General features: G+C 60.7%; 14 protein-coding genes. 6 read left to right on the top strand and 8 right to left on the bottom strand.

Annotated elements, in window-relative coordinates:
- Positions 1-196: 196 nt before the first annotated feature.
- From FJ398_09820 to FJ398_09795, 6 genes are all read right to left on the bottom strand, one after another.
- Positions 197-5,269, bottom strand: coding sequence for a hypothetical protein (locus tag FJ398_09820; GenBank protein ID MBM3838247.1), 5,073 nt, complete (start codon positions 5,267-5,269; stop codon positions 197-199).
- A gap of 118 nt (positions 5,270-5,387) precedes the next feature.
- Positions 5,388-5,657 carry a zinc ribbon domain-containing protein gene (locus tag FJ398_09815; protein ID MBM3838246.1) on the bottom strand — a complete coding sequence of 90 codons (270 nt, stop codon included), beginning with the start codon at positions 5,655-5,657 and terminating at the stop codon, positions 5,388-5,390.
- A 127-nt stretch (positions 5,658-5,784) separates the two neighbouring features.
- Positions 5,785-6,564 (bottom strand): hypothetical protein, encoded by a 780-nt coding sequence (locus FJ398_09810; GenBank protein MBM3838245.1) that lies wholly within the window; start codon positions 6,562-6,564, stop codon positions 5,785-5,787.
- A gap of 171 nt (positions 6,565-6,735) precedes the next feature.
- Positions 6,736-8,055, bottom strand: a complete 1,320-nt coding sequence (locus tag FJ398_09805; GenBank protein ID MBM3838244.1) for a Gfo/Idh/MocA family oxidoreductase — start codon at positions 8,053-8,055, stop codon at positions 6,736-6,738.
- A 248-nt stretch (positions 8,056-8,303) separates the two neighbouring features.
- Positions 8,304-9,539 (bottom strand): alcohol dehydrogenase, encoded by a 1,236-nt coding sequence (locus FJ398_09800; GenBank protein ID MBM3838243.1) that lies wholly within the window; start codon positions 9,537-9,539, stop codon positions 8,304-8,306.
- A 101-nt stretch (positions 9,540-9,640) separates the two neighbouring features.
- Positions 9,641-10,369: a hypothetical protein gene (locus FJ398_09795; protein MBM3838242.1), complete on the bottom strand. Its 729-nt coding sequence runs from the start codon at positions 10,367-10,369 to the stop codon at positions 9,641-9,643.
- Between the two features lie 145 nt (positions 10,370-10,514).
- Between FJ398_09795 and FJ398_09790 the strand changes: the two genes are divergently transcribed.
- The 5 genes from FJ398_09790 (at position 10,515) to FJ398_09770 (ending at position 15,627) form a co-directional block, all read left to right on the top strand.
- Positions 10,515-12,185, top strand: a complete 1,671-nt coding sequence (locus FJ398_09790) for a PDZ domain-containing protein (protein ID MBM3838241.1) — start codon at positions 10,515-10,517, stop codon at positions 12,183-12,185.
- A 56-nt stretch (positions 12,186-12,241) separates the two neighbouring features.
- On the top strand, positions 12,242-12,505 hold the full coding sequence (locus FJ398_09785) for a type II secretion system protein (GenBank protein ID MBM3838240.1): 264 nt from the start codon (positions 12,242-12,244) through the stop codon (positions 12,503-12,505).
- The gene (locus tag FJ398_09780; protein ID MBM3838239.1) at positions 12,444-13,028 is read left to right on the top strand and encodes a hypothetical protein; all 585 of its coding nucleotides are present in this window, start codon (positions 12,444-12,446) and stop codon (positions 13,026-13,028) included. Before FJ398_09785 ends, FJ398_09780 begins: the two co-directional genes overlap by 62 nt.
- Positions 13,029-13,171: 143 nt before the next feature.
- On the top strand, positions 13,172-14,224 hold the full coding sequence (locus FJ398_09775) for a phosphotransacetylase (GenBank protein ID MBM3838238.1): 1,053 nt from the start codon (positions 13,172-13,174) through the stop codon (positions 14,222-14,224).
- Positions 14,225-14,535: 311 nt separating this feature from the next.
- Positions 14,536-15,627, top strand: a complete 1,092-nt coding sequence (locus tag FJ398_09770) for a hypothetical protein (GenBank protein ID MBM3838237.1) — start codon at positions 14,536-14,538, stop codon at positions 15,625-15,627.
- Positions 15,628-15,744: 117 nt separating this feature from the next.
- On the opposite strand, the gene FJ398_09765 is transcribed toward FJ398_09770, so the two are convergent.
- A complete protein-coding gene (locus tag FJ398_09765; protein MBM3838236.1) occupies positions 15,745-18,123 on the bottom strand; it encodes a PAS domain S-box protein in 2,379 nt (792 codons plus the stop codon).
- Between the two features lie 333 nt (positions 18,124-18,456).
- On the opposite strand from FJ398_09765, the gene FJ398_09760 reads away from it, so the two are divergent.
- Entirely contained in the window at positions 18,457-19,560 is a 1,104-nt protein-coding gene (locus FJ398_09760) for a histidinol-phosphate transaminase (protein ID MBM3838235.1), read from the top strand.
- Between the two features lie 16 nt (positions 19,561-19,576).
- Here the strand turns inward: FJ398_09760 and FJ398_09755 are convergent, their stop codons facing one another.
- Positions 19,577-20,230 carry a DsbA family protein gene (locus tag FJ398_09755; GenBank protein ID MBM3838234.1) on the bottom strand — a complete coding sequence of 218 codons (654 nt, stop codon included), beginning with the start codon at positions 20,228-20,230 and terminating at the stop codon, positions 19,577-19,579.
- Between the last annotated feature and the right edge of the window lie 356 nt (positions 20,231-20,586).

The raw sequence follows: 20,586 nt of genomic DNA, 5'->3' as shown, positions 1-20,586 counted from the left end.
CGCGTCACAACTCCCAATCAAGCCCTCCCAGCACCATGTTGGCAGAATATTCGTTGGATTCGCGATTCGAGAAGTTGCGTTCATGCTCGTAATCGGCAAACACTCGCAGCTTCTTGAATAGCCTCCTTTCCGCTCTCACGTTGGCCGTGAGCGTTGTCAAGCGACACCGGTCCGGGCTGGCCGGAGCGGCAAGCTCTTACTCGGTCAGGAACGTCCCATCGGCAGTTTCCAACCGGATTTCTTCCGGCAGATTTCGCGCATCGACCTTGACCACCAGTGTATGATTGCCGGAGGACAATTCCGTCTGAATCGGGCTGGCCGCCGTGACGGGACGCCCGTCGATCCACAGCGCGACGTACGGTTTGGCAGACAATTGCAGCCGGACCTGGCCCGCCCTGGCCACCTGGAATCGCGCCGCGGCGTAGACTGCGGAAGGATGCCGGCCCGCAACCGATTTCAATTTCGCTTCCAACTCCTCCCGCAACAGGCGGCCATCGACGCAGGAAATCGCCGGCGTCCAACCTTGATCGGTGAGATCGCTCTTCAACACCCGTTCGTCGCCGAACTGGGCCGCGTCAATCGTCGCCGCGAACAGCTTCCAAAATCGCGCCACGTTGCCTTTCGACGCGTCGAACAGTCCGGGTTTGCCGAGCTCAGAAAGAAACCGATACAGGTCGATCTGCTGATCGCCCGTGAGGACATCGAGAAGTCCTGAGGGCATGATCGAGCCGCCGGTGGAGCGCCTTTGAATGTTGTTCGCTGCCACGGCCACCTCCTTGTTCGTCGCATCGCGGATGACCACTTCAGTCCCCGTCTCCCGGACCAGCACCCCGGAGAGTTCCAAACCATCTTTGGTTTCGAGGATCGTCGAGTGATAACCCTCTTTGACCTTTCGATTCGGATAAAGCAACGACTCGATGAGATAATCGATCGGCGCGCTGGCGCCCAGGGACGTCATGTCCGGTCCGACTTTCCCTCCGGCGCCGCCGATGGCATGGCAACCCAGACAATTCAGGTCGGCCCGGCGGTAAAGCGCTTCCCCACGTGCCGGATCGCCCTTTTCGTTGACGCTCGCGACGATTCGCTGGATTTCCGCAGGAGTCAGATCGCGGGCGGTTTCCTCCAGATTCCCGCTACGGGCCAGGGCCAGCACCAGATCAGGTTCGTTGCGTCCGCCTTCGCGCGCCGCGCGCAAACCCGCCTTGGCAGCAGCCGCGGGAAGCGTGGCTTTCGCGAGCGCGCGTGTGGCGACGCCGGCCGCGCCTTTGTTGGCCAGAACCGATCTCCAAAGCGACAGCGCCTCGTTTTCACTGCCGGTCTCCGACAAAACATGGAGGACGCGCGGCATCGCTTGTTCAAGGTTCAGAGCCGCGAGCGTCCGCGCCGCTTCGCGACGGATTGCGGGCGGCTTGCCCTTCGCGGTCAGCGGTTCGAGTCCTTGAATGACTTCGGTTCCGCCCAGTTCGCGCAAGCTTTCAAAAGCGGCTTGCTGCACTGCCGATGGCGCGGAGGTGTTTCCGGCAGCGTGCAAGATGCGCGGCGCCACGCGCGACAACCGCCAGGCGCCGGCCAGTCGAATCGTTTGCGCGCGCACAGTCGCGTTTGAATGATCCAGCAAGTTTTCGGCGGATGTCAGATCGCCAGAGGGGTTGGCTTTGCGCGTGCGAGCGGCCTGGCCCAGCGCCGCGAGCGCCGTTGCGGCCGCCGAGTCGTCCAGTCGTTTTCCCAAGATGCAATCGAACAAGAGCCGAAGTTCTTTCGGTGACCCGGCCTGGCCGATCAAATCGATCCACGGCCCGCTGCCGTCGCGCGGGATCGAACGCGTTTCCAGCAGCCGCTCCAGAACCGAGCCGGCCAGCGCGGGTTCAATCGAGCGCAAACCAAATTCTAATTGTCGTTCGCGGCCTTCGATTTTCCAGGCGCCAGATTGGACCGCGTCGATCCACGGTTTAGCCAGATCATTGATGCTCAGCCAAACGCCGTAGTCCAGGTGCGGGTCCATCGGTTTGTCCAATGCGCTCAAGACCAACTCCGCCGAACGCGCGGTCGGAATCTGGCTCAACGCCCGCACCGCTTCGAGGCGGACGCGAGGATGTTCATCAGCGACGGCCCGGGCGAGCAGACTGACCGGATCCTTCAACCGCTCGCGCCAGTAACCCACGACGCGGACCGCGGCGGCCCGAATGCGTCCGTCTTTCGCGGACAAAACCTTTTCCAGAAGCGCCGGCTCGGCCAAATCGATCGATTGATACATCCAGAGCGCTTCGAGCAAGGCTTTCTCGGAAGCCTGCGATTGCGTCCAACTCGCCAGATCGGGCGCGATGGATGAGCCACGTTCGGTAATGGCTCGGCGGGCCTGGCGTTGATTGAACGCGTTCGGCGAAACTAACTGCGCGAGCAGCTCGGCATTTCCGGCCTCCTTCAATTTCGGTTTGGAAACCAGCGGCCGGCCTTTCGCCGTGACGCGCCAGATGCGCCCGTGCTCATGATCTCGGCGCGGATCGCGGAAATCGACTTCGCCGTGTTGAATAATCGGGTTGGACCAGTCCGCAATGTAGAGCGCGCCGTCGGGACCGAGCTTCACATCGATGGGCCGGAAGGTGACGTCGGACGTGCGCAGCACGTCCGGCATTTCTTTCGTGACGTAGGCGGAGCCTTGCTCATTGATCGCGAAGCGGACGACGCGATGCGCGCGAAAATCGCACGTGATCAGATTGCCTTGCCAGTCAGACGGGAAGTGCTCGCTCCGGATAATTTCCAGGCCGCAAAACTTTGGGTAACTCCCAGGGCTCACTCCGCCCAGAATTCGGCGGGCGCCTTCGTACGTGACGTACATCGCGCCGGGCACACCCAGGTTGATGCCCGAACTGCCGGCGCCGTCCGTGACGAACGATTGACCAAACGCATCGAAGTCATGTCCCCAGGCATTGACCCAGCCTTTGCAGTGAATCCCCAGTTCCATGGTGGGCGGACGCAAACGCAGAATCCCTCCGCTGTTGAGGCGCACGACGCCGTGCGGCGTTTCGATGTGGCTGTGGATGTAAATCGATTGATTGAAGTAAAGTTGGCCGTCATGTCCCCAGCGCAGCGTGTGAATGATGTGATGCGTATCCTCGGTGCCAAAACCGGAAAGCACCACGCGCTTCTGGTCCGCTCGCCCATCGCCGTCGAGGTCTTTGAAGTGAAGCAACTCCGTGCTCTGGCCCACATACGCGCCGCTGTCGCCCGGCTCGACGCCGGTCGGGATGAGCAACCCTTCGGCGAAGACGGTCGATTTGTCCGCTTTGCCGTCGCCGTTCGTGTCCTCGATCACAAGGATCTTGTCGTTGGCCACCTGGCCCGGCTGGATCTGCGGATAGACGGACGAGCTCGCGATCCAGAGGCGGCCTTGCGGATCGAAATTCATCTGGATCGGTTTGGCCAATTGGGGATTCTCCGCAAAAAGCTGCACGTCGAAGCCTTCCGCAACCTGAAAATTCGGCCGGGGCTGCGGTTGAAATGCGTTCGGCTCAGAGGCGCGCGCGGGCGCGGGATTTTGAGCCGGCGCCGCCGTGGGACGCGCGGGCACTTCGGCCTTGGGCGTGGGCTCAGCCGCGGCTGGGACAGGTGGAGGCGTTGCCGCGGCGTCTTCCGGAGTCAGCAGTTCGTAAGTGTGTGTCACCGGCTTCACCAGCTCGGCAATCTTCGCTTCCTGTTCTTCGATCAAGGGATCGAACATCGGGATTTCACGAGCGTTCTGGCCCTGCTCGTACTTCCGGAAGCCAAATAAATAGGTCTGGTTTTGCGGCCGCCAGCGATGGAAGAAGAGTTCGTTCTTCTTGATCACGGTTTGACGAAGCTGCTCCGTGCGCGCTTGCGGAGGGCCGCCGCTGATGCGTTGCCCGCGCCCCCAGTCGCCGTGGTCAAAGCCAACCACCGCGTGGCCGTCAATCCTCAAAACATAAGTTCCAGCCTTGATCCCCATGAATTGAAGCAAGTTCGGCGGCGTCCGTCGTGGCGTCATGCTGTCATCGCCCGGGGCCATCAAGTGCTCCAGAAAATCCGTGGTCGCCTTGAATCGAACGGAGTTATCCGTCCGGACCACATCTTCGACCTTGATCAACTGGCTGCCGCGCCGGGGCTGGCCATCGCGAGTGAAGCCCAGCCGCCACGCGGTCGGGATCCAGCCCAGGCCCTGCTCGATGGTTTCAGCGAGCGTCCAGTAACCCACCGCGTTGAGATGGATGCCATTGTCCGTCAGCGGCACGGGCGGGTCGGTTTTCGTGCCGTCCGGCAACAGATCAAAGAGAGAGATGAAATGATGTCCGCCCGCTTCGGCGATTTCCTGGATGGCCTTGGTGTAGAGACCAAGCACAGCGTTATGGTTCACCGGGTCTGGCAGCGGCGGCGGCAAGGGTTCGTGCCGAATCGGACTTAAGAGAATGACCCGGACCCGCTTTTCCTGCGACTGCGCTTGAATCCCTTCGATGAGCTTGGCGAGGTCCGCCTTGAATTTGGGCAGCCCGGCTTCCCCCGCGAAGGAACTGGCCATTCCGTAGCCCACCATCGCGACGCTTGGCTTGACTGCTGCCACCTGCGCGAGCAGGTGTTTGAGCCATTCTTCCTCCGGCTTCGGCCAATCGAAACTCATCCGGGATGCGCCCAGCGGAGTGTCGGCGCTCCAACCGAGGTTGCGGAAGGTGATCTTTCGATCCGGATGCCGCGCCAGCAAGCGGGTTTCGACGTAGCCGTAAAGTTGTTCGCGCTCGATGAGGGTGTCGCCCAGCAACACGACGCGGTCGCCGTCGAGGAATTCAAAAGGATCAGGAGTCTGGGCGCGCGGCGCGGAGGCAGGACCGGGTTGATTTGGCGAAGCCGGCGCGGCGGCGGGATTCGCGCGTTGGTTTTGCGACGCGGGGGCAGTGGGAAGGGGTTGTCCCGAAGTTTGGTAGAACGAACCGCCTGCGATCCACGCGAGCGCGAGAGTGACGACACCGGCCATGAGACTGTGCGGACCGCTGCCTTCAGGCTGCTTCCGCGCACTCCCCGGAGTCCAGCGTTGAAGCGGCCTAAAGGCCACGGTCCGGGAGACGGGCTCATGGGAAGCGGCCTGGGTCTCGGAACCATGCACACGGCCCTTGAACAGGTAAGGACGCGTTCCACCGCGTCCCTGGAATGGCTCTTTCGATCGCTGAGTAAGGTCAGAGACGGAGTGGAATCCGTCCCTACCCGGTTCATGAGAATTCCTCTCGAACAAACGAATATCAGTCGGCGGACGGCGCATGATCATAACTCGGTCAAAACAGGTCTTGTGTGCCGCGTATTAAAGACTGAGGCAAAACCGCGGCGCAAGCGGAGAATCGGAAATGGTCGTAAAACGAGCCCAATGCAATCCGAGGACGAAAAGTTCACCGCCAGAAAAGCCATGTCACCCACGCTAAAAGCAGAACCACCGCGGTCACCCACCAGAGCGGATGAAGGCTGCGCGGACGGACTTCTCCAGGGCCGAATTCCCGTTTGACGTATTGTTCATAGTCGAACGAATCGTCAGGCAAACCAAGCGCGTCGGACTTCGCGTCTTCGGACCAACCGGTTTGTTCGCACGAACCGCATTCGGGGCACGCCTTCGCGTGGCGTGGGAGGTCCGCGCCGCAGTTGGGGCAGGACTCTGGCGTCATGGTTTTGTCCGGGGGCGGTAAGAGTTAGCTGGTTAAGAAGGCTAAATAGTTAACTCGCGCAATCGGCCGTTATGACCTATAACTTTTTCGACCTCTTACCGTTTCAACGTAGCGCTGCGAGGCGCTCTCAACGTCGTCTCGCGTGAATCAGGTCACCCAGGACTCCTTCACCGGAAGCGGCGGCGGCCTCATTGACCGACGCAAGGTCCAAACTCCATCGCGCCGCCAGCCGATGGACCTTCTCCAAGTTCCCGTGCAGGAGTTCCCCGGGCGAAAGCGTATCGTCATTCACGGTCTCGCCATAAGCGAAGCACTTGAGTCCCAGGCCGATTTCATCGGGAGTCAGTGCCCCCTGATTCCACACGGTCTCTCCGGCCCAGGCGTAAGCGCGCAACACTTTCCCGTTCTCGAGCCGCACCCAGGCGTGATGATTCAAGGCCGGGTGGACACTGAAGCAATGAACGTGGCCCAATGTCCGGCTCAACCGCCGCAAGAAATGAAAGCTTCGGTCCGGATCATCCGCCGGATCGGGCAAACCGTGGCCTACGATCAGGACCCAGCCTCGAATCGGCGGGGAAATGAGAAGGCTGTGCTCCGAGAGTTGCGCGATTCCATCGTCCCAAGAACACAGCCTGGTGTTGTGCAAGCCGAGAGCCGACTGCACCGCCTGGAGGCTGTGACTCCGAATTGCGCACCATCGGCACGGCGCGGGCAGGTGACCCCCGTGAGTCCGTCCGCGATCACGCAGTGAGGGATCAGGGTCTCCGCCATCCCGGGGACCGCCGCGAGTGCTGCGGACGTGTTTCAAGATGAGCCTGGCAAACAGCAACGCCACGACGACCACCATCGCCAGAGGCAACAGGAGGAGCGTGAACGGCAGTTGGCTTATGACTTCAGTGGCTGGCACGGCTAAAGGCAATTTACTTCGTTGGCAGGCTGCTTCAACGACGAAAACGCTTACTGAATGTATCCGCTCAGTTGAGGTGGGGCGAGGCTCCTGCCGAGCCTTTCCTCGATCGCATTGGCTCGCGGGAGCCTCGCCCCACCGTCGGTAACCGAGGGGTTACTATTGAAGGGCTCACGCCGACGGATACACCCACGGTGCGCGATACGGGGGCTTTAACAATTGGTTGGCCTCCGGATCTCCGACGATCATTTCCTTCGTGCCATCCCACTGGACGCTGCGGCCCAGCTTCAACGACAACATGCCGAGGAGACTCAGGTTAGTGGACCGGTGCGCCAATTCGACGTCGGCCACCGGCGGCCTCCCGGTTTCGATGCTTTGCAGAAAATCAGCCCAGAGCAGTTTAATGTTGTGTCCGTCCGGCTCCTGCAATTGCGAATCTTCGTGAACGGTTTTCTCCCGCGCGTTGACCGGATAAAAAGTCCATCCGTCCCGCCAGCCTATGTGGAACGTTCCTTTGGTCCCGTAGAAGTAGCAGCCGATAGCGCTTTTCTCGGCGTGGTTGTCCGCGAATTTGCGGTGTTCCCAAACGGCGGTGAACGACTCGAATTCATAGACGGCCACCTGCGCGTCCGGGGCGTCCGAGGTTTGTTCCCGTTCGTTCAAGACGGGCTGGCCGCGAATCGGTCGGCCACCCGTTGAAAAAACGCGCTTCGGATATTTCTCCTCGGTCCACCAAAGAATCTGATCGAGCCAATGCACGCCCCAGTCACCCAGCGTGCCGTTGGCGAAATCCAGAAAGTTGCGCCAGCCGCCGGGATGAATACGGGTGTTGAACGGGCGCAGCGGCGCCGGTCCGCAATATAAGTCCCAGTTCATGCCTTCGGGTGGTTCGCTGTTGGCGCTCGGAGTTTCCCGGCCGCCCCGGCTGTGCGCGAAGGCCCGGATCATGCCGATCTCGCCCACCGCGCCGCTTTTCAGGAACTTCATGCCCGACACATGGTGCGGTCCGATGCGCCGGTGCAATCCCACCTGGACCGCACGTCCGGCAGACCGCGCGGCGTTGACCATGGCGCGGCTTTCCAAAATCGTATGACCTGTCGGTTTTTCCACGTACACATGAGCGCCGGCTTTGACGGCCGCGATCGTCGTCAGCGCGTGCCAATGATCCGGCGTGGCGATGATCACGATTTCCGGTTTCTCTTGGTCGAGCAACTCGCGGAAGTTCTGGAATTTTTTCGGCTTGTCGCCCGAAAGGTTTGCGACCTGTTCGGCGCAGGTGTCCAGATTCTGTTGGTGCGCGTCGCACAACGCCACGACCTGGGAACGGCCCGCAGCCAGGGCTTCGCGAAGAATATTCATCCCCCACCAACCGGAACCGATGAGCGCGGTGCGGTACTTGCGTGGCGTCTGTGCCAAAAGACTGGGGAAGGAGATCGACGCCAGCGCCGTAGCGCCGCTTGATTTCAGGAAACGACGACGTGTTAAGTTCATAGCGTCAGGAGCATTTCGAGATGGTGTGGAGAGGTCGGTGCGCGAAGTTGAAGTCCATCGTCTTTCCCCTCACCCCGGCCCTCTCCCCCGGGGAGAGGGAGAACCGGTCGCCGCGTCCTGAAAGGCCGAGCGTGCCGCGTTGTCCGTGCGCGGGCTGCTTTCTTCCCTCTCCCCAAGGGAGAGGGCCAGGGTGAGGGGAAAAACGGCTTTAGCATCACCTGGAGGAGTTGGGATCACGGAGAGCGATCTCAAATGGTTTTTCTCGAGCGCAAATCGACGCAGACCAGATCGCCTGCAGCGCTGCGGCAATAGATGCGCCCGTTCGCCAGCACGGGCACGGTCCAGCACGTGCCGCCCAGCACCTGCGCGCGGGCCGTGGGTTTGAAACCTTCCGGCGATGCCGGCGCGGTAATCAGTTCGCCCCGCTCGCTCAACACGATCAGCTTGCGGTCTGCGGCCATGAGCGCTCCGGAGCCGATGCTCTCCGCGGCCCATTTCACCTGGCCCGTTTTGAACTCCAAACATTTCAAAGCCGCCGGAGAAGTGGTATCGCCGTCGATACCGTACACGAATCCGTTCAAAAGCACACTGGAGTTGAATTGATTGCGCAGCTCTCGGCTTTGCCAGACGACCGCAGGCTCGCCTTCCCCCATCTTCAAAAGCGCGGCCCCCTTTCCGTAGCCGGATGAGATCAGGCAAAACTCGCCGGAGACAATCGCGTCCGCGGCATTGACGCCGAAGCTGGTGAGCCACGGGAATTGCCAGAGCTCCTTGCCGGTCCGGATATTGACGGCGAAGTAGGCTTTGCTGTTGGCCAGGATGGCGAACCACTCGCCGGCGCGCTGGAAGGGCGCTGCCGTCGAATAGCCCGCGTCTCGGTTTGCTGACTTCCACACGATCCGGCCCGTCTGTTTCTCGACGGCCAGACCTGCTTCGCCGATGTTCAAGAGCAACAATTCTTCGTGCACGAACGGCGAACTGGCAAATCCCCAAGAGGGAATCCGGATGCCTGTTTCCTTCTGCACGTTCTTCGACCAGCGAATCTTCCCGCTGCTCGCGTCGAAGCAAAACAGATCGCCCCACCGGCTCAAGGTATAGACAAACTCGCCTTCCACCGTCGGGGTCGCTGTCGGACCGCCGTCGAAGAACTTGTCGCCGAGATCGGACGCGTAGGAATGTTTCCAAAGTTCTTTTCCGGTCGCCGCGTCGAGGCAATGGACGGTGTCGTTTTCTTCATCATTGCCTACGGTGAAAAGCCTTCCGCCGCTGACGGCGACCGAGGCGTAGCCGATGCCGACCGACGCTTTCCAGGCCACGGGCGGACCTTCCTTGGGCCATTGGGTCAACCACTCCTTTTCCTGCGAAATGCCGGTGAGGTTCGGTCCGCGCCAGCGAGGCCAGTCATCACCGCGAACAGGGAGAATGGCCCAAAGGCTGGCGATGAAGCCAAACGTCAATCGGCAGTAGATCAGCCTGGTTCGCATGGTCAGTTGTCAGTTGTCCGTGGAGAGTGGTCAGAAAGACCCGCAGACTGGTTGAGAAAGTAGCGTTCCAGCCCGTTGGCTGCTGGCAACTGACATCTGACCTACTCCGCCACCGCCAGGTCCATGTGCCGGGCGTAATAGAGGATGCGCCCGCAGTTCGGGCACGTGACCAGATCTTGCTGGCCCTGGCAGGAAATGACGATGTGCGTCGGCAATTTCATGTGGCAGCCGCCGCAGACGCTGTGCTCGATGCCCACGACGGTTCGCTCGCCCCGTTGTTTGCGGAGCCGCTGGTAACGCGCGAGCACGCCGGATTCGACGCCGCCCAGCAGTTCGTCGTAATTCGCCTCCAGTTCCGCGAGCTGTTTCTTCAAGTTTCCTTCTCGCGCAGACAGCTCGACTAGTTTTCCCTCCACGAGCTTCTTCATCTCCTGGGCGGCCTGAGTGGCAGCGGCGACCTGTTTTTGAAGCTGTTCGGCTTGCTCCATCAATTCCAACTCCTGGTTTTCCAGCTCGAAGATCGCGGCTTTGCAGGTGTCGATCTCGTGCGCGAGCGCGCGGTATTCGTCGTTCTTCTTGGTTTGAAATTGCTGCAGGGAATACTTCTCAATCTGTTGTTTCTTGCCTTCGACCTCCAGTTCGAGCCGTTTGCGCTCCGATTCGATTTGCTTCACCTTCAACTTCACCGCTTCCAATGCGGTGTGCGCGGCGTCCGCCCGCGTTTGCAGCGACTGGCGCTCCGGGCCCAGGCCGTTCAGCTCGCTGCGGACGCGGAGAAGCTGGCGATCGCGGTCCTGGAGAACGAGCAGTTTTTCAATGGCTTCAAGCATCGTTGTGACTTTCTTGGAAAACGTTATCGAGCCGTTCCGGGCAAGTCAACCGTCGGACAGAAGACGGAGGTAATGCCTTGGTAATGCCTCAATCGCGCCTAACCTTTTCTGGTGTTCCTGCGAAAAGGGAATAGTGTTGCCCAATATGAAAAGAAACCGCCCTTCCGGAGCAAGAGCACGCGCGTCCCGATCAGCGATTCTCAGTTTGACCTCGGTAGGGCGAGCCTGTCCCCAGCGAGCCGCCTCGAACGTGTTTCCAAGACGTCGGACACGGCTCGCCGGGACGGTCTCGCCCTACCGCGGAAGCAAGTCCAAAATGAAAACCGCTGCGTCCGGGGCTTGTGCCGCCATTGTTCTGGCGACGCTGATTGACCCGCCCTCCGCAAACGCCGCGGACGCCGCGTCGCCGCTGGAAATCGCCCAGCAATTGAACGAAGCGTTCGTGCAAGTGGCCGAAACGGTTTCGCCCGCCGTCGTCGTCATCGAAATCGCTCAACGGCCCAATACGGCGCGCTTCCATCGCGACCATCCGCTCTGGGAATTGCTCCCGCCAGAATCTCGCCGGCAGCTCGAAGAGGATCTGGAGAAAGAGCCGAAAGAGCCGCCACCGCGCCGCGATCCGAGATTCGACGGGAGCGGCTCTGGCCTCGTGATCCGGGAAGACGGTTACATTCTGACGAACACTCACGTGGTCGAAGAAGCGGAGAAGATCAAAGTCCGGTTCAAGGATGGCCGCGATTTCGAGACCACTAAGGTCTGGACCGATCCGCAATCCGACATCGCGGTGGTCAAGATCGACGCGAAAGGTTTGGCGACGGCAAAGTTAGGGGACTCCGCCCGGACGCGCGTCGGCGAATTTGCCATCGCGATCGGCGCGCCGTTCGTGCTGGATTACAGCGTGACGTTCGGTCACGTCAGCGCCAAAGGCCGGCAGCAGATCATTCCCAGCTTTGGCCGGGATTCGCTGGGCGCCAAAATGGACCAGGACTTCATCCAGACCGACGCGAGCATCAATCCGGGCAACAGCGGCGGCCCGTTGGTGAACATTCGCGGCGAAGTCATTGGCATCAACACGCTCGTGCGCGGGTTGGGCACCGGCATCGGATTCGCCGTGCCGATCAATCGCGCCAAAGATGTCGCGGAGCAACTCATTGCCCATGGCAAAGTGGCCCGGGCCTGGCTGGGGATTGCCACGGGCCCTTTGCGCGAATCCCGGCTCCGAACTCAAGTGGAAGATTTGAAGAATGGGTTGGTGGTGGATGTGATCCAGACCAACGGTCCCGCTTTCAAATCCGACCTGAAGCGGTTCGACATCATTCAGGCCGTGGAAGGCCAGCCCGTGGCGAACGTGCAGGAGTTGCGCGACGCCATCCGCGCCAAAAAGATCGGGAGCACGATCGTGCTCGACGTCGTGCGCCTCGACGATCACGGGGGCAGGAAAGACCTTCAGATCCAGGTCAAGACCGAAGCCTGGCCGGATGAGGAAATTTCACAACTCGCCGATTCGAGGCGTTCGCCCCCAGACAGCCCGGCCGCGCTGGGGCTAACCGTGCAGACGGTCACGGAAGAATTGGCTAAAGAATTCGAGGTTAAGAAGGCTGAAGGCGTGATGGTGACCGCGGTGCGGCCCAACAGTCCCGCGGCGTTGGTGGGATTCAAGCCCGGCGATATCATTACGAAAGTGGGCGAGAAGAGCGTCAAGACGCGGCAGCAATTTCGCGAAGCCGTCGCCGCGGCCGGCTCGAAGGAAGTGACGATCCATTTCCTCAGCGAGGGCACGGAGGAATCGCGGACGATCAAAGGGAAGAGCGAGTGAGTCGTTACAGCGTTACAGGGTTAAATGGGTTAAATGAATTAAGATGGGTGGGTTTCATGACCGGAAGGCAAGAGCGTAGAGATAGGGCAAGTCGCAGGCGCGGGTTTACACTGATCGAGTTGCTGGTGGTGATTGCTGTCATTGGGATTCTGGCGAGTCTGCTCCTGCCCGCGCTGGGGGGAGCCAAATCGGCTGCCTTTTCGGCGCGTTGCCAGAGCAACCTCAGGCAATTGGGACTGGCGCTCAACCTGTACGTAGATGATTTTGAGAGGTACCCTCCCTCCGCTGGCGGATTGCCTCGTGGGACATTGGCCAGATAATCTCTCTCCTGCGGTAACAGAACCGATCGAACTCTACCGTTGTCCGGGCAAGCGGGCCAGAGTCGGCGCTCCAAACTACGGATATAATCGCGACGGTCTAACAACGACGGACGCGATCCCGATGTCCGGAGACCATGGCTTCTTCACACGCGCTCTTGGCTTGTCGCCCGGCCCCGAAGGCTTGCCGGCTTTCCGGGTGAAGAATCCCAACGATATGCTCGCTTTTGGAGACGCTTTCACGGAACGCTCCGGTGAAATCTGCAATGACTTTGGCCGCGACGAGGTCATGGGGATCAACTACAAACAGACCAGCCTTCGAGATTCGAGTGGCGAGCGGATAGACTATCCGACAACCGCCTGGGCGCGTCAGAGACACCGCTCGCGGTGCAACGTTGTTTTTGCCGATGGCCACGGAGAAACCTGGAAGAACGAAAAACTGTTTCTCGACCGCAGCGACGAGATTCTGCGCAAATGGAACAACGACCACGAGCCTCACCGGGAACTCTTGCTCAAACGCCCATGAAACCCGACCACCGGGCCGCGCTCCAACTGGGAACCCACAATCCTCGATCTAACGATGCAACGGTTTTAACGATTTAACCCATTTAACTCATTTAACCCAATCCCCAGTTGCAGTTTCCGCGGCTCCCCTTACCTTAGTGCCCCATGCGATTTATTGGAAACGTCATTGAGAAGCTGCAACGGCATCCCAAGCGGATTGTTTTTCCGGAAGGGACCGAGCCGCGCGTTTTGCAGGCGGCGCGCCAGTTCCATTCCTTGCGCCTCGGTGTCCCGATCCTGCTGGGCGACCGGTCCAAAGTCAAAGAAGTGGCCGAGTTGCTCAACGTCTCGACCGAAGGCGTGCGCATCATCAATCCAGGCGAAAGCGAAGAATTGGAGAACTTCGCCCGGCGGTTTGAGCTGTTGCGCCGCCACAAAGGCGTCCGCGAGAAAGAAGCGCGGGAGGCAATGCTTCGGCCCAATTACTTCGGCGCCATGATGGTCGCCATGAATCAGGCCGACGGGCTGGTCTCGGGCACCAACGAGATTTCCGGGAGCGTTTTGCGCCCGTTGTTCCAGATCATTCGCGTCGCGCCGCAGACCACGACGGCCTCCAGTTGCATGATCATGGAAGTGGAAGACACGCGTTTTGGCGAGAACGGCGTGATGTTCATGGCCGACTGCGGCGTCATCCCGGAACCGACCGTCGATCAATTGGCTGACATCGCGATCTCGACCGCGGAACTGGCCCGGCAGATGTTGGGCGTGCCGCCGCGCGTGGCCATGCTCTCCTACTCCACCAAAGGCAGCGCAACGCACCCGACCATCGGCAAGGTGCAAGCCGCCACCGCGCTCGCTGAACAGAAGGCCCGCCAAAGAAATCTCGAGGCGGAATTCGACGGCGAATTGCAGTTGGACGCCGCGCTCGTTTCGGAAATCGCCGCGCGAAAACTTCCCGAAAGCAAAGTGGCCGGGCGCGCCAACGTGCTGATCTTTCCAGACCTGAATTCCGGCAACATCGGAAGCAAACTGGTGCAGCACATCTCCCGGGCGCACGCCTACGGCCAGATTCTGCTGGGGATGGATCGTCCGGCGGCCGATGTGTCGCGCGGATCCAACGCGCACGACATCCTGGGTGTCGCCGCCATCGTCGGCGTGCAGAGCATTGCTTACAAATTGCTTTATCCTGAGACGGCGCGGCGGCTGCCGGGGGAATAAGGACTCATTGATTTCAGTGAGAGGATCCTCCGAAACCTATTCGCACTTTGAACGCGTGAACCTACCCCTGCCCCTCCCAGGAGGGGACCTTTCTTTTCAGGGCTGGTTTCAAGTTCGCCTCCTGGGAGAGGTGAAGGGGTGGGTTCGGCGGAAACCTCCACAGCCTTCGAGCCATGCGCACGGCCCTTGAACCCATCCCCGGTAGGGCGGTGCTGCTGCGCCGCCGCATCGACAGAAGACCGGCTGCGCGGCAACGCAGCCCTACCCGGTCGATAGGAAGGATCTGAACAGCGGTTGCTTCGATTGCCCTCATGAACACAGTCACACCCCGCGTTTTTATCGCCGCCACGAGGCAGAACGACGGCAAGACCACGACTTCGCTCGGCTTGCTCGCCGCGCTGCGCAACCTTTATCCCCGCATTGGATACATCAAGCCCGTTGGCCAACGATTCGTGGAGGTCGATGAACAGAAGATCGACGAAGACACGATCCTGATGGACCGGGTGTACCAATTGAATTGCCCGCTGGTGGACATGAGCCCCATCGCGGTCGAACCCGACTTCACGCGCAAGTATCTTCAATCCTCGAATTACGACGCGCTCGTGAAACGCATCCAGAAAGCGTTCGACCGCGTGGCCTGGGAGAAGGATTTCGTGCTCTGCGAAGGTTCGGGGCATGCCGGCGTGGGCTCGGTTTTCGACCTGTCGAACGCGCGGGTCGCCAAGATTCTGCACTCCAAAGTCATCATCGTCACTCAAGGCGGAATTGGCAGGCCCATTGATGAGGTGTCGCTCAACCAGGCGCTCTTCGAGAAGGAAGGCGTCGAGATCATCGGCGTGATCCTGAACAAAGTGACGCCGGAGAAGATCGATTACATCGCCGATTTTGCGCGGCGCGGGCTCAAGCGCAGGAGTCTGGAATTGCTCGGCGTGATCCCGCACCAGGCCATGCTGACGCGGCCCACCATGGAGTTTGTCCAGGAGGAACTCCGGGCGGAGCTGTTGAACAGTCCAGACCAGCTTTACAACCGTGTCGAGGACGTGATTGTCGGAGCGATGGAGGTTCAGAATGCTTCAAGCCTTTTCCTCCCCGGCGTGCTCGTGATTGCTTCCGGCGACCGCGAGGACATCATCCTGGCCGCGGCCTCCACTTTGTTGAGCGGCAATGACGGATTGGCCGGCGTTATCCTGACCGGCAGCCTTCGCCCCAGTTCGAGCGCGCGGCGCATCATCGAAAAGATGCCGTTCCCGGTTCTCGTGGTTTCGGACGACAGCTATGATGTCGCGTCCAAGGTGCACGATTTGATTGTGAAGACGCGCCCGAACGAAACGGAAAAGATCTCGCTGATCCGCGACCTCATCGCGAAGCACGTGGACGTCAACCGCATTGTGGAAGCTCTGTGATGGCCGTCAGAGCCATTGGCAAAGCAGCGCGGGATTGAATGTTTGCAGCTCTCCGCGGCCTTGTGAGCAGCGCTAGGATCGCCGTTCCTTCGCGTCCAGGCCCCGCTGCGGTTGAATTTAATTCAGTGCGTCCAGGCCCTGGCGGACCGCACGCGCCAGTTCCAAAGGATGATACGGTTTCTGGAGGAATTTGGCGCCTGCTTGCAGAGTCATGCCGTGGCCGAAGATTTCGGCGCTGTAACTGCTGGAGTAAATCACCGGGAGATCCGGCCGTTCGGCACGCAGTTTTTCAGCCAGGGCGCGTCCCGTCATCCCCTCGGGCATGATCATGTCCGTAAGCAGGAGGCGAATACTGGCTTTGCTCCGCCGCCAAATCTGCAGTGCGCTCGGTCCATCCCGGGCCTCCAGCACCGTGTAGCCGAATCGTTCCAAGACCAGGCGCGCGAGATTGCGCAAATCAGATTCGTCCTCCTGCCCTCGCTCGTCTCGCAAAGGCGCGGCGCGCGTTTCCAGCCAGCGGCGAGTGCCCTTCGCGCCTATCACTTCGAATTCCAAGGTTCCCGATTCCCCGCGCATCACGTGTTCATGCAAGCATCGGAAATCCGCGCGATGTTCCGGGGCGACCCACTCGACCAAGGAACAGCTTCTGGCCTGCTCCAGCGAATCCACTTCGAGCATGGCCAGGCCGGCGGTATTCATTTGGGCCAACACTCCGTCCGCGGTGACGATCTTGACGCATTCCGGCTCGGTCTCGATGACGGCGCGAAAGCGGGCTTCACTCGCACGCAAGGCCTCGGTCGTCCGAATGCGTTCGATCGTGCCGCCGCAGTGATCGGCCAGAGCCTGCAAGCTCTTCAAGTCAGACTCGGTAAAGGCATGCAGCGTGTAGCTCTGGATGGAGAGGACCCCCAGCGACTTGCCCTGCCAGCGAATGGGGGCGCACAGGATGGAGGCGGACAACCGGGAGGTGTCTCCAAACATCATCGCATCGGAGTCTTGAACGAGCGGCGGGGTGCGCAAGATCAACTCCGCCCCCTCTCTCATGATGCGCCGCATGCGAGGCGTCGGTTCCAGCAGAACTTGATCCGACGGCACCTCCTCGCGGGCGCCGTCGATGGTGTCCAGATACATCACGGCCCAGACCCGATCTTCGGCGGGCGAATAAAGATCCAGGGTGCCCGCGTCCCAATCCCAAAGTTGATCGGCTGCGGCAAAGATAATTCGGGCCGCCTCGCTGGGCGTCAAAGCCGCGCTGAGTTTAGAGCCCAAGTTCAGCATCGCTTCCCGGATGGCCTCGGAGTTCTGCCGCTCCGTCACGTCGCGCGCCAAGTCCAGAAACAAGCGTTGCCCCTCGACCTCAAGACAACCCCAGCGCACTTCGACGGGGAAGGTCGTCCCATCTTTGCGCCTGTGGTGTCCGCTGATCGTACCGAACTGCCCAGGTTGAACCTGGCCCCAAGCCTCCTTCGCTCGATCCAAGCTGTAATCCTGCGTCACATCGAAAACCCCCAGGTGCAGCAACTCATCCCGGCCATAACCGAGACTTTCGCAAGCGCGGCGGTTGACATCCAGAATCCGGCCGTCGGTGTCGTGCAAGAAGAAGGCGTCGGCCGCTTGTTCCACCAGCGTTCGGAATCGCTGCTCGCTTTCCCGCAAGGCCGCTTCCGCGCGTTGGTGTTTGGTGATGTCCACCATCAGGCCGCGGAGTTTGGAAGGCCGGCCGTCTTCTACCAGCACGGTGACGAGGTCGTGAACCCAAACCACGCGCCCGTCCACCGCGAGCATGCGGTATTTGAAGTCGTGATTCTCCTTCGCGGTGGTACGGGTCAAACAATAACTCACGGCTTGGTCCCGGTCATCCGGGTGAACGTGATCCGCCCAAAAGTTCGGCTCTTCGAGCCAACATCGAACCGGGTATCCCAGCATGCGTTCGGCTTGCCGGCTCACGAACGTGAAACGCAGGGCTGGCAATTCCACTTCCCAGACGACGCCGTCCAGGGACTCGACCAGCGCCTCGTAGCGCGCCGCGGATTCGCGGGCTTTCGCTTCGATTCGTCTGCGCTCGGTGAGATCGCGAATCGCGCTGATCACCCAAGTGCCCTCCTCAAACTCAAACGGGTTCAAGCTGACTTCGACCGGGAATTCGCTCCCGTCCTTGCGCCGGCCGTAAAGATCCAGGTCAACGCCCATAGGCCGCACCCGGGGAGCCTGGGCGAAAACCATGCGATGGGCGCGGTGCTGCTCGCGAAAGCGGTGGGGCAAAAGCAACTCGATGGCTTGTCCCAGCAATTCCTCCCGCGCGTAGCCAAACAGGCGCTCTGTCTGCGAGTTCACCAACGCGATCGTGCCGTCCTGCTTGACCACAATGATCGCGTCGGGCGCCGCTTCCAGGAATTGCCGGATTATCCGTTCGGCGTCCCGCGGATCGGCGGAGGACAACTCGGTCTTCACGCTGCGGCGCATCGTGGCGGGCGCGAAAAGAGCTGTCAATGCCACCGCGTTGCGTTCGTTAGGTTCGCTCAGGCAAATCGAGGTGTGCATCCTGACGAGCTGATCGCTCTCGACGAATGGCTTGGCCGGAGCCTCGCCCCACCGTCTCGCCGCGGCCAGTAATTCTCAGTTTGGCGACAGACGGGAGCGCACAGCCCGCATGTAGTTCCGGCTTTAGCCGGTTTTGTGCGCCGGCCGGCTAAAGCCGGGACTCCGTGCAGGCTAAAATGAGAACTGCTGAGCCGCGGCACCGCGCCGTTGACTTCCCCACCTGTATTAAAGAGGCTCTCGGCCGCTGCCTCTAAGGCACCCATCGCTTTGCGAAGAATGAATGTGAGTATGCCGAATCGTTTGCCAGTTAATCCCGCCTTGAAAAACCTGCCGGTCTATCAGCCGGGACGCCCGATTGAAGAAGTTGCCCGCGAACTGGGGTTGCCCGCCGGCGACATCATCAAGATGGCTTCGAACGAAAACCCCCTCGGGCCTTCTCCAGCCGCACTGGAAGCGATGCGACAGGCGTTGAACCAGCTCCACCTTTATCCCGACGGCAACGCCTTCTATCTCAAGCAGAAGCTCGCCGAGAAGCTGCGCCTCCAGCCGCGCCACCTCATTCTCGGCAACGGCTCCAACGAAATCATCGAGTTCGTCGGCCATGCCCTCATGGCGCCGGGCGCGGAGGTCATCGTCTCGCAATACTGTTTTGCCATTTACCCCATTATCGCCCGGATGTTTGGCGCGAACCTGGTGACGGTGCCGGCGAAGAACTACGGACACGATCTGCCCGCGATGCACGCGGCAATCAACGCTCAAACGCGAGTCGTCTTCGTGGCGAATCCGAACAACCCCACCGGCACGCTGGCGCCGCGCGAAGAGGTGATGCGTCTGGTAAACGGAGTTCCGGACCATTGCCTGCTGGTGCTGGACGAAGCTTACATCGAATTCCTCGATGAACCGCTGGATCTGCTGCCCCTGATGCGGGACGGAGCGAAGCCAAATCTGTTGCTGATGCGGACGTTTTCCAAAGTCTATGGGCTGGCCGGCTTGCGCCTGGGCTACGGCCTTGGGCATCCAGACCTGATCGCGGCGCTTGAGAAAGTCCGCCAACCGTTCAACATCAATTCGCTGGTCCAGGCCGGCGCTTTGGCCGCTCTGGACGACACCGGGCATCTGGCCAACACTCGCGCGAACAACGCGGCTGGCCTTCGCTTCTTCGAGAAGGCATTCCAGGATCTGAAGCTCCCGTTTGTTCCTTCGGCGGCCAATTTCATTCTGGTGCGCGTCGGGGACGGTCCGCGAATTTTCGGGGAGCTGCAGAAGCGCGGAATCATCACCCGGCCGATGGCCGGATACGGTTTGCCAGAATGGATTCGCATCTCAATCGGCACGCCCGCGGAAAACGATCGATGCTTGAGAGCTTTGAAGGAAATACTGGCTCCTGCCTGATCCGCCGGCTTGAAATTCACGCGCTCGGCGGCGGGCCGAAGTGTGCGGCGTGCGTCGCGTATCCCGCGGCGTCGTTCAGCATCGCGTCGAGGGTGGCGATGAGCGGGGCCGCCACCGCCAAGCCGGAGAAGACTGCGCGGTCGCCGATATTGCTTTCCAGGACGAACGTGGGCCGCTGCGTCACTTTGAGCGCGTAAAACTCCTGCGTCGAGGCGCGCGACCGGGCTTCGATCTCGGGCGAGCGAGCGCGTTGCAGCAAGGCCTTCGCATCCAGGCCGGCCGCGTTCGCCGCAATGGAAGCGGATTCCTCCCAGCGCCCGACCTTGCGGCCTTCGCGCAAACCGGCGTGCGCAATGGCCAGGCGGACGCGGTCATCGGTGACCCCAAAGTCCTTGGCCGCTTCGGCGACGAGATTGGGCGCGAGGTACTCTTTGAATTCGGGTTCGTACCAGCCGGAGTTCAGCATGAACGGCGATCGCACGAGGGTCCCGCTGCGGCGATAGAACCACTCGCATTGATTCTTCGACGTGGGCAATCCGGAAGGGTCCATGAGGGCAATTTGCCAGTCGAACTCCGCCTTGCCAGCGTAGCGCTGTTTGAGTTCCGCCCACGCCGGCTCCGCCCAATAGCACCAGGAGGAGATGACTTCCAAATAATAGGTCACTTTCATCGCCGGGGGAACATAAGAGCCGCTCTCCATTCAAGCACGAGAAATATGCCGCGACGGAAAAGCATTCGTGACAGCGTTACAAAGTTAAATCCGTAAATGGGTTAGATGGGTTAAATGGGGCAAGCGATCGCGGAGTTTTTGTCCGCCAATTCTTCCCCTGAACCGATCCTCCGGACCGTGGCCTTTAGGCCGCATCAGCGCTCGACTCCGGAGAGTGCACGGAAGCAGCCTGAAGGCTGCGGTCCGCACGGCTTTCGGTTCAAGGGCCTGGGCATGGCCCTGAGGCTAAGAAAGCTTCCCATGAACCGTCTCCTCGGACCGTGGCCTTTAGGCCGCTTCAACGCTCGACTCCGGAG

It is taken from the genome of Verrucomicrobiota bacterium (assembly GCA_016871535.1).
Classification (GTDB): domain Bacteria; phylum Verrucomicrobiota; class Verrucomicrobiia; order Limisphaerales; family SIBE01; genus VHCZ01.
Note: the sequence above shows the minus strand (reverse complement) of the source record. Positions and strands in the feature narration are given on the sequence as shown.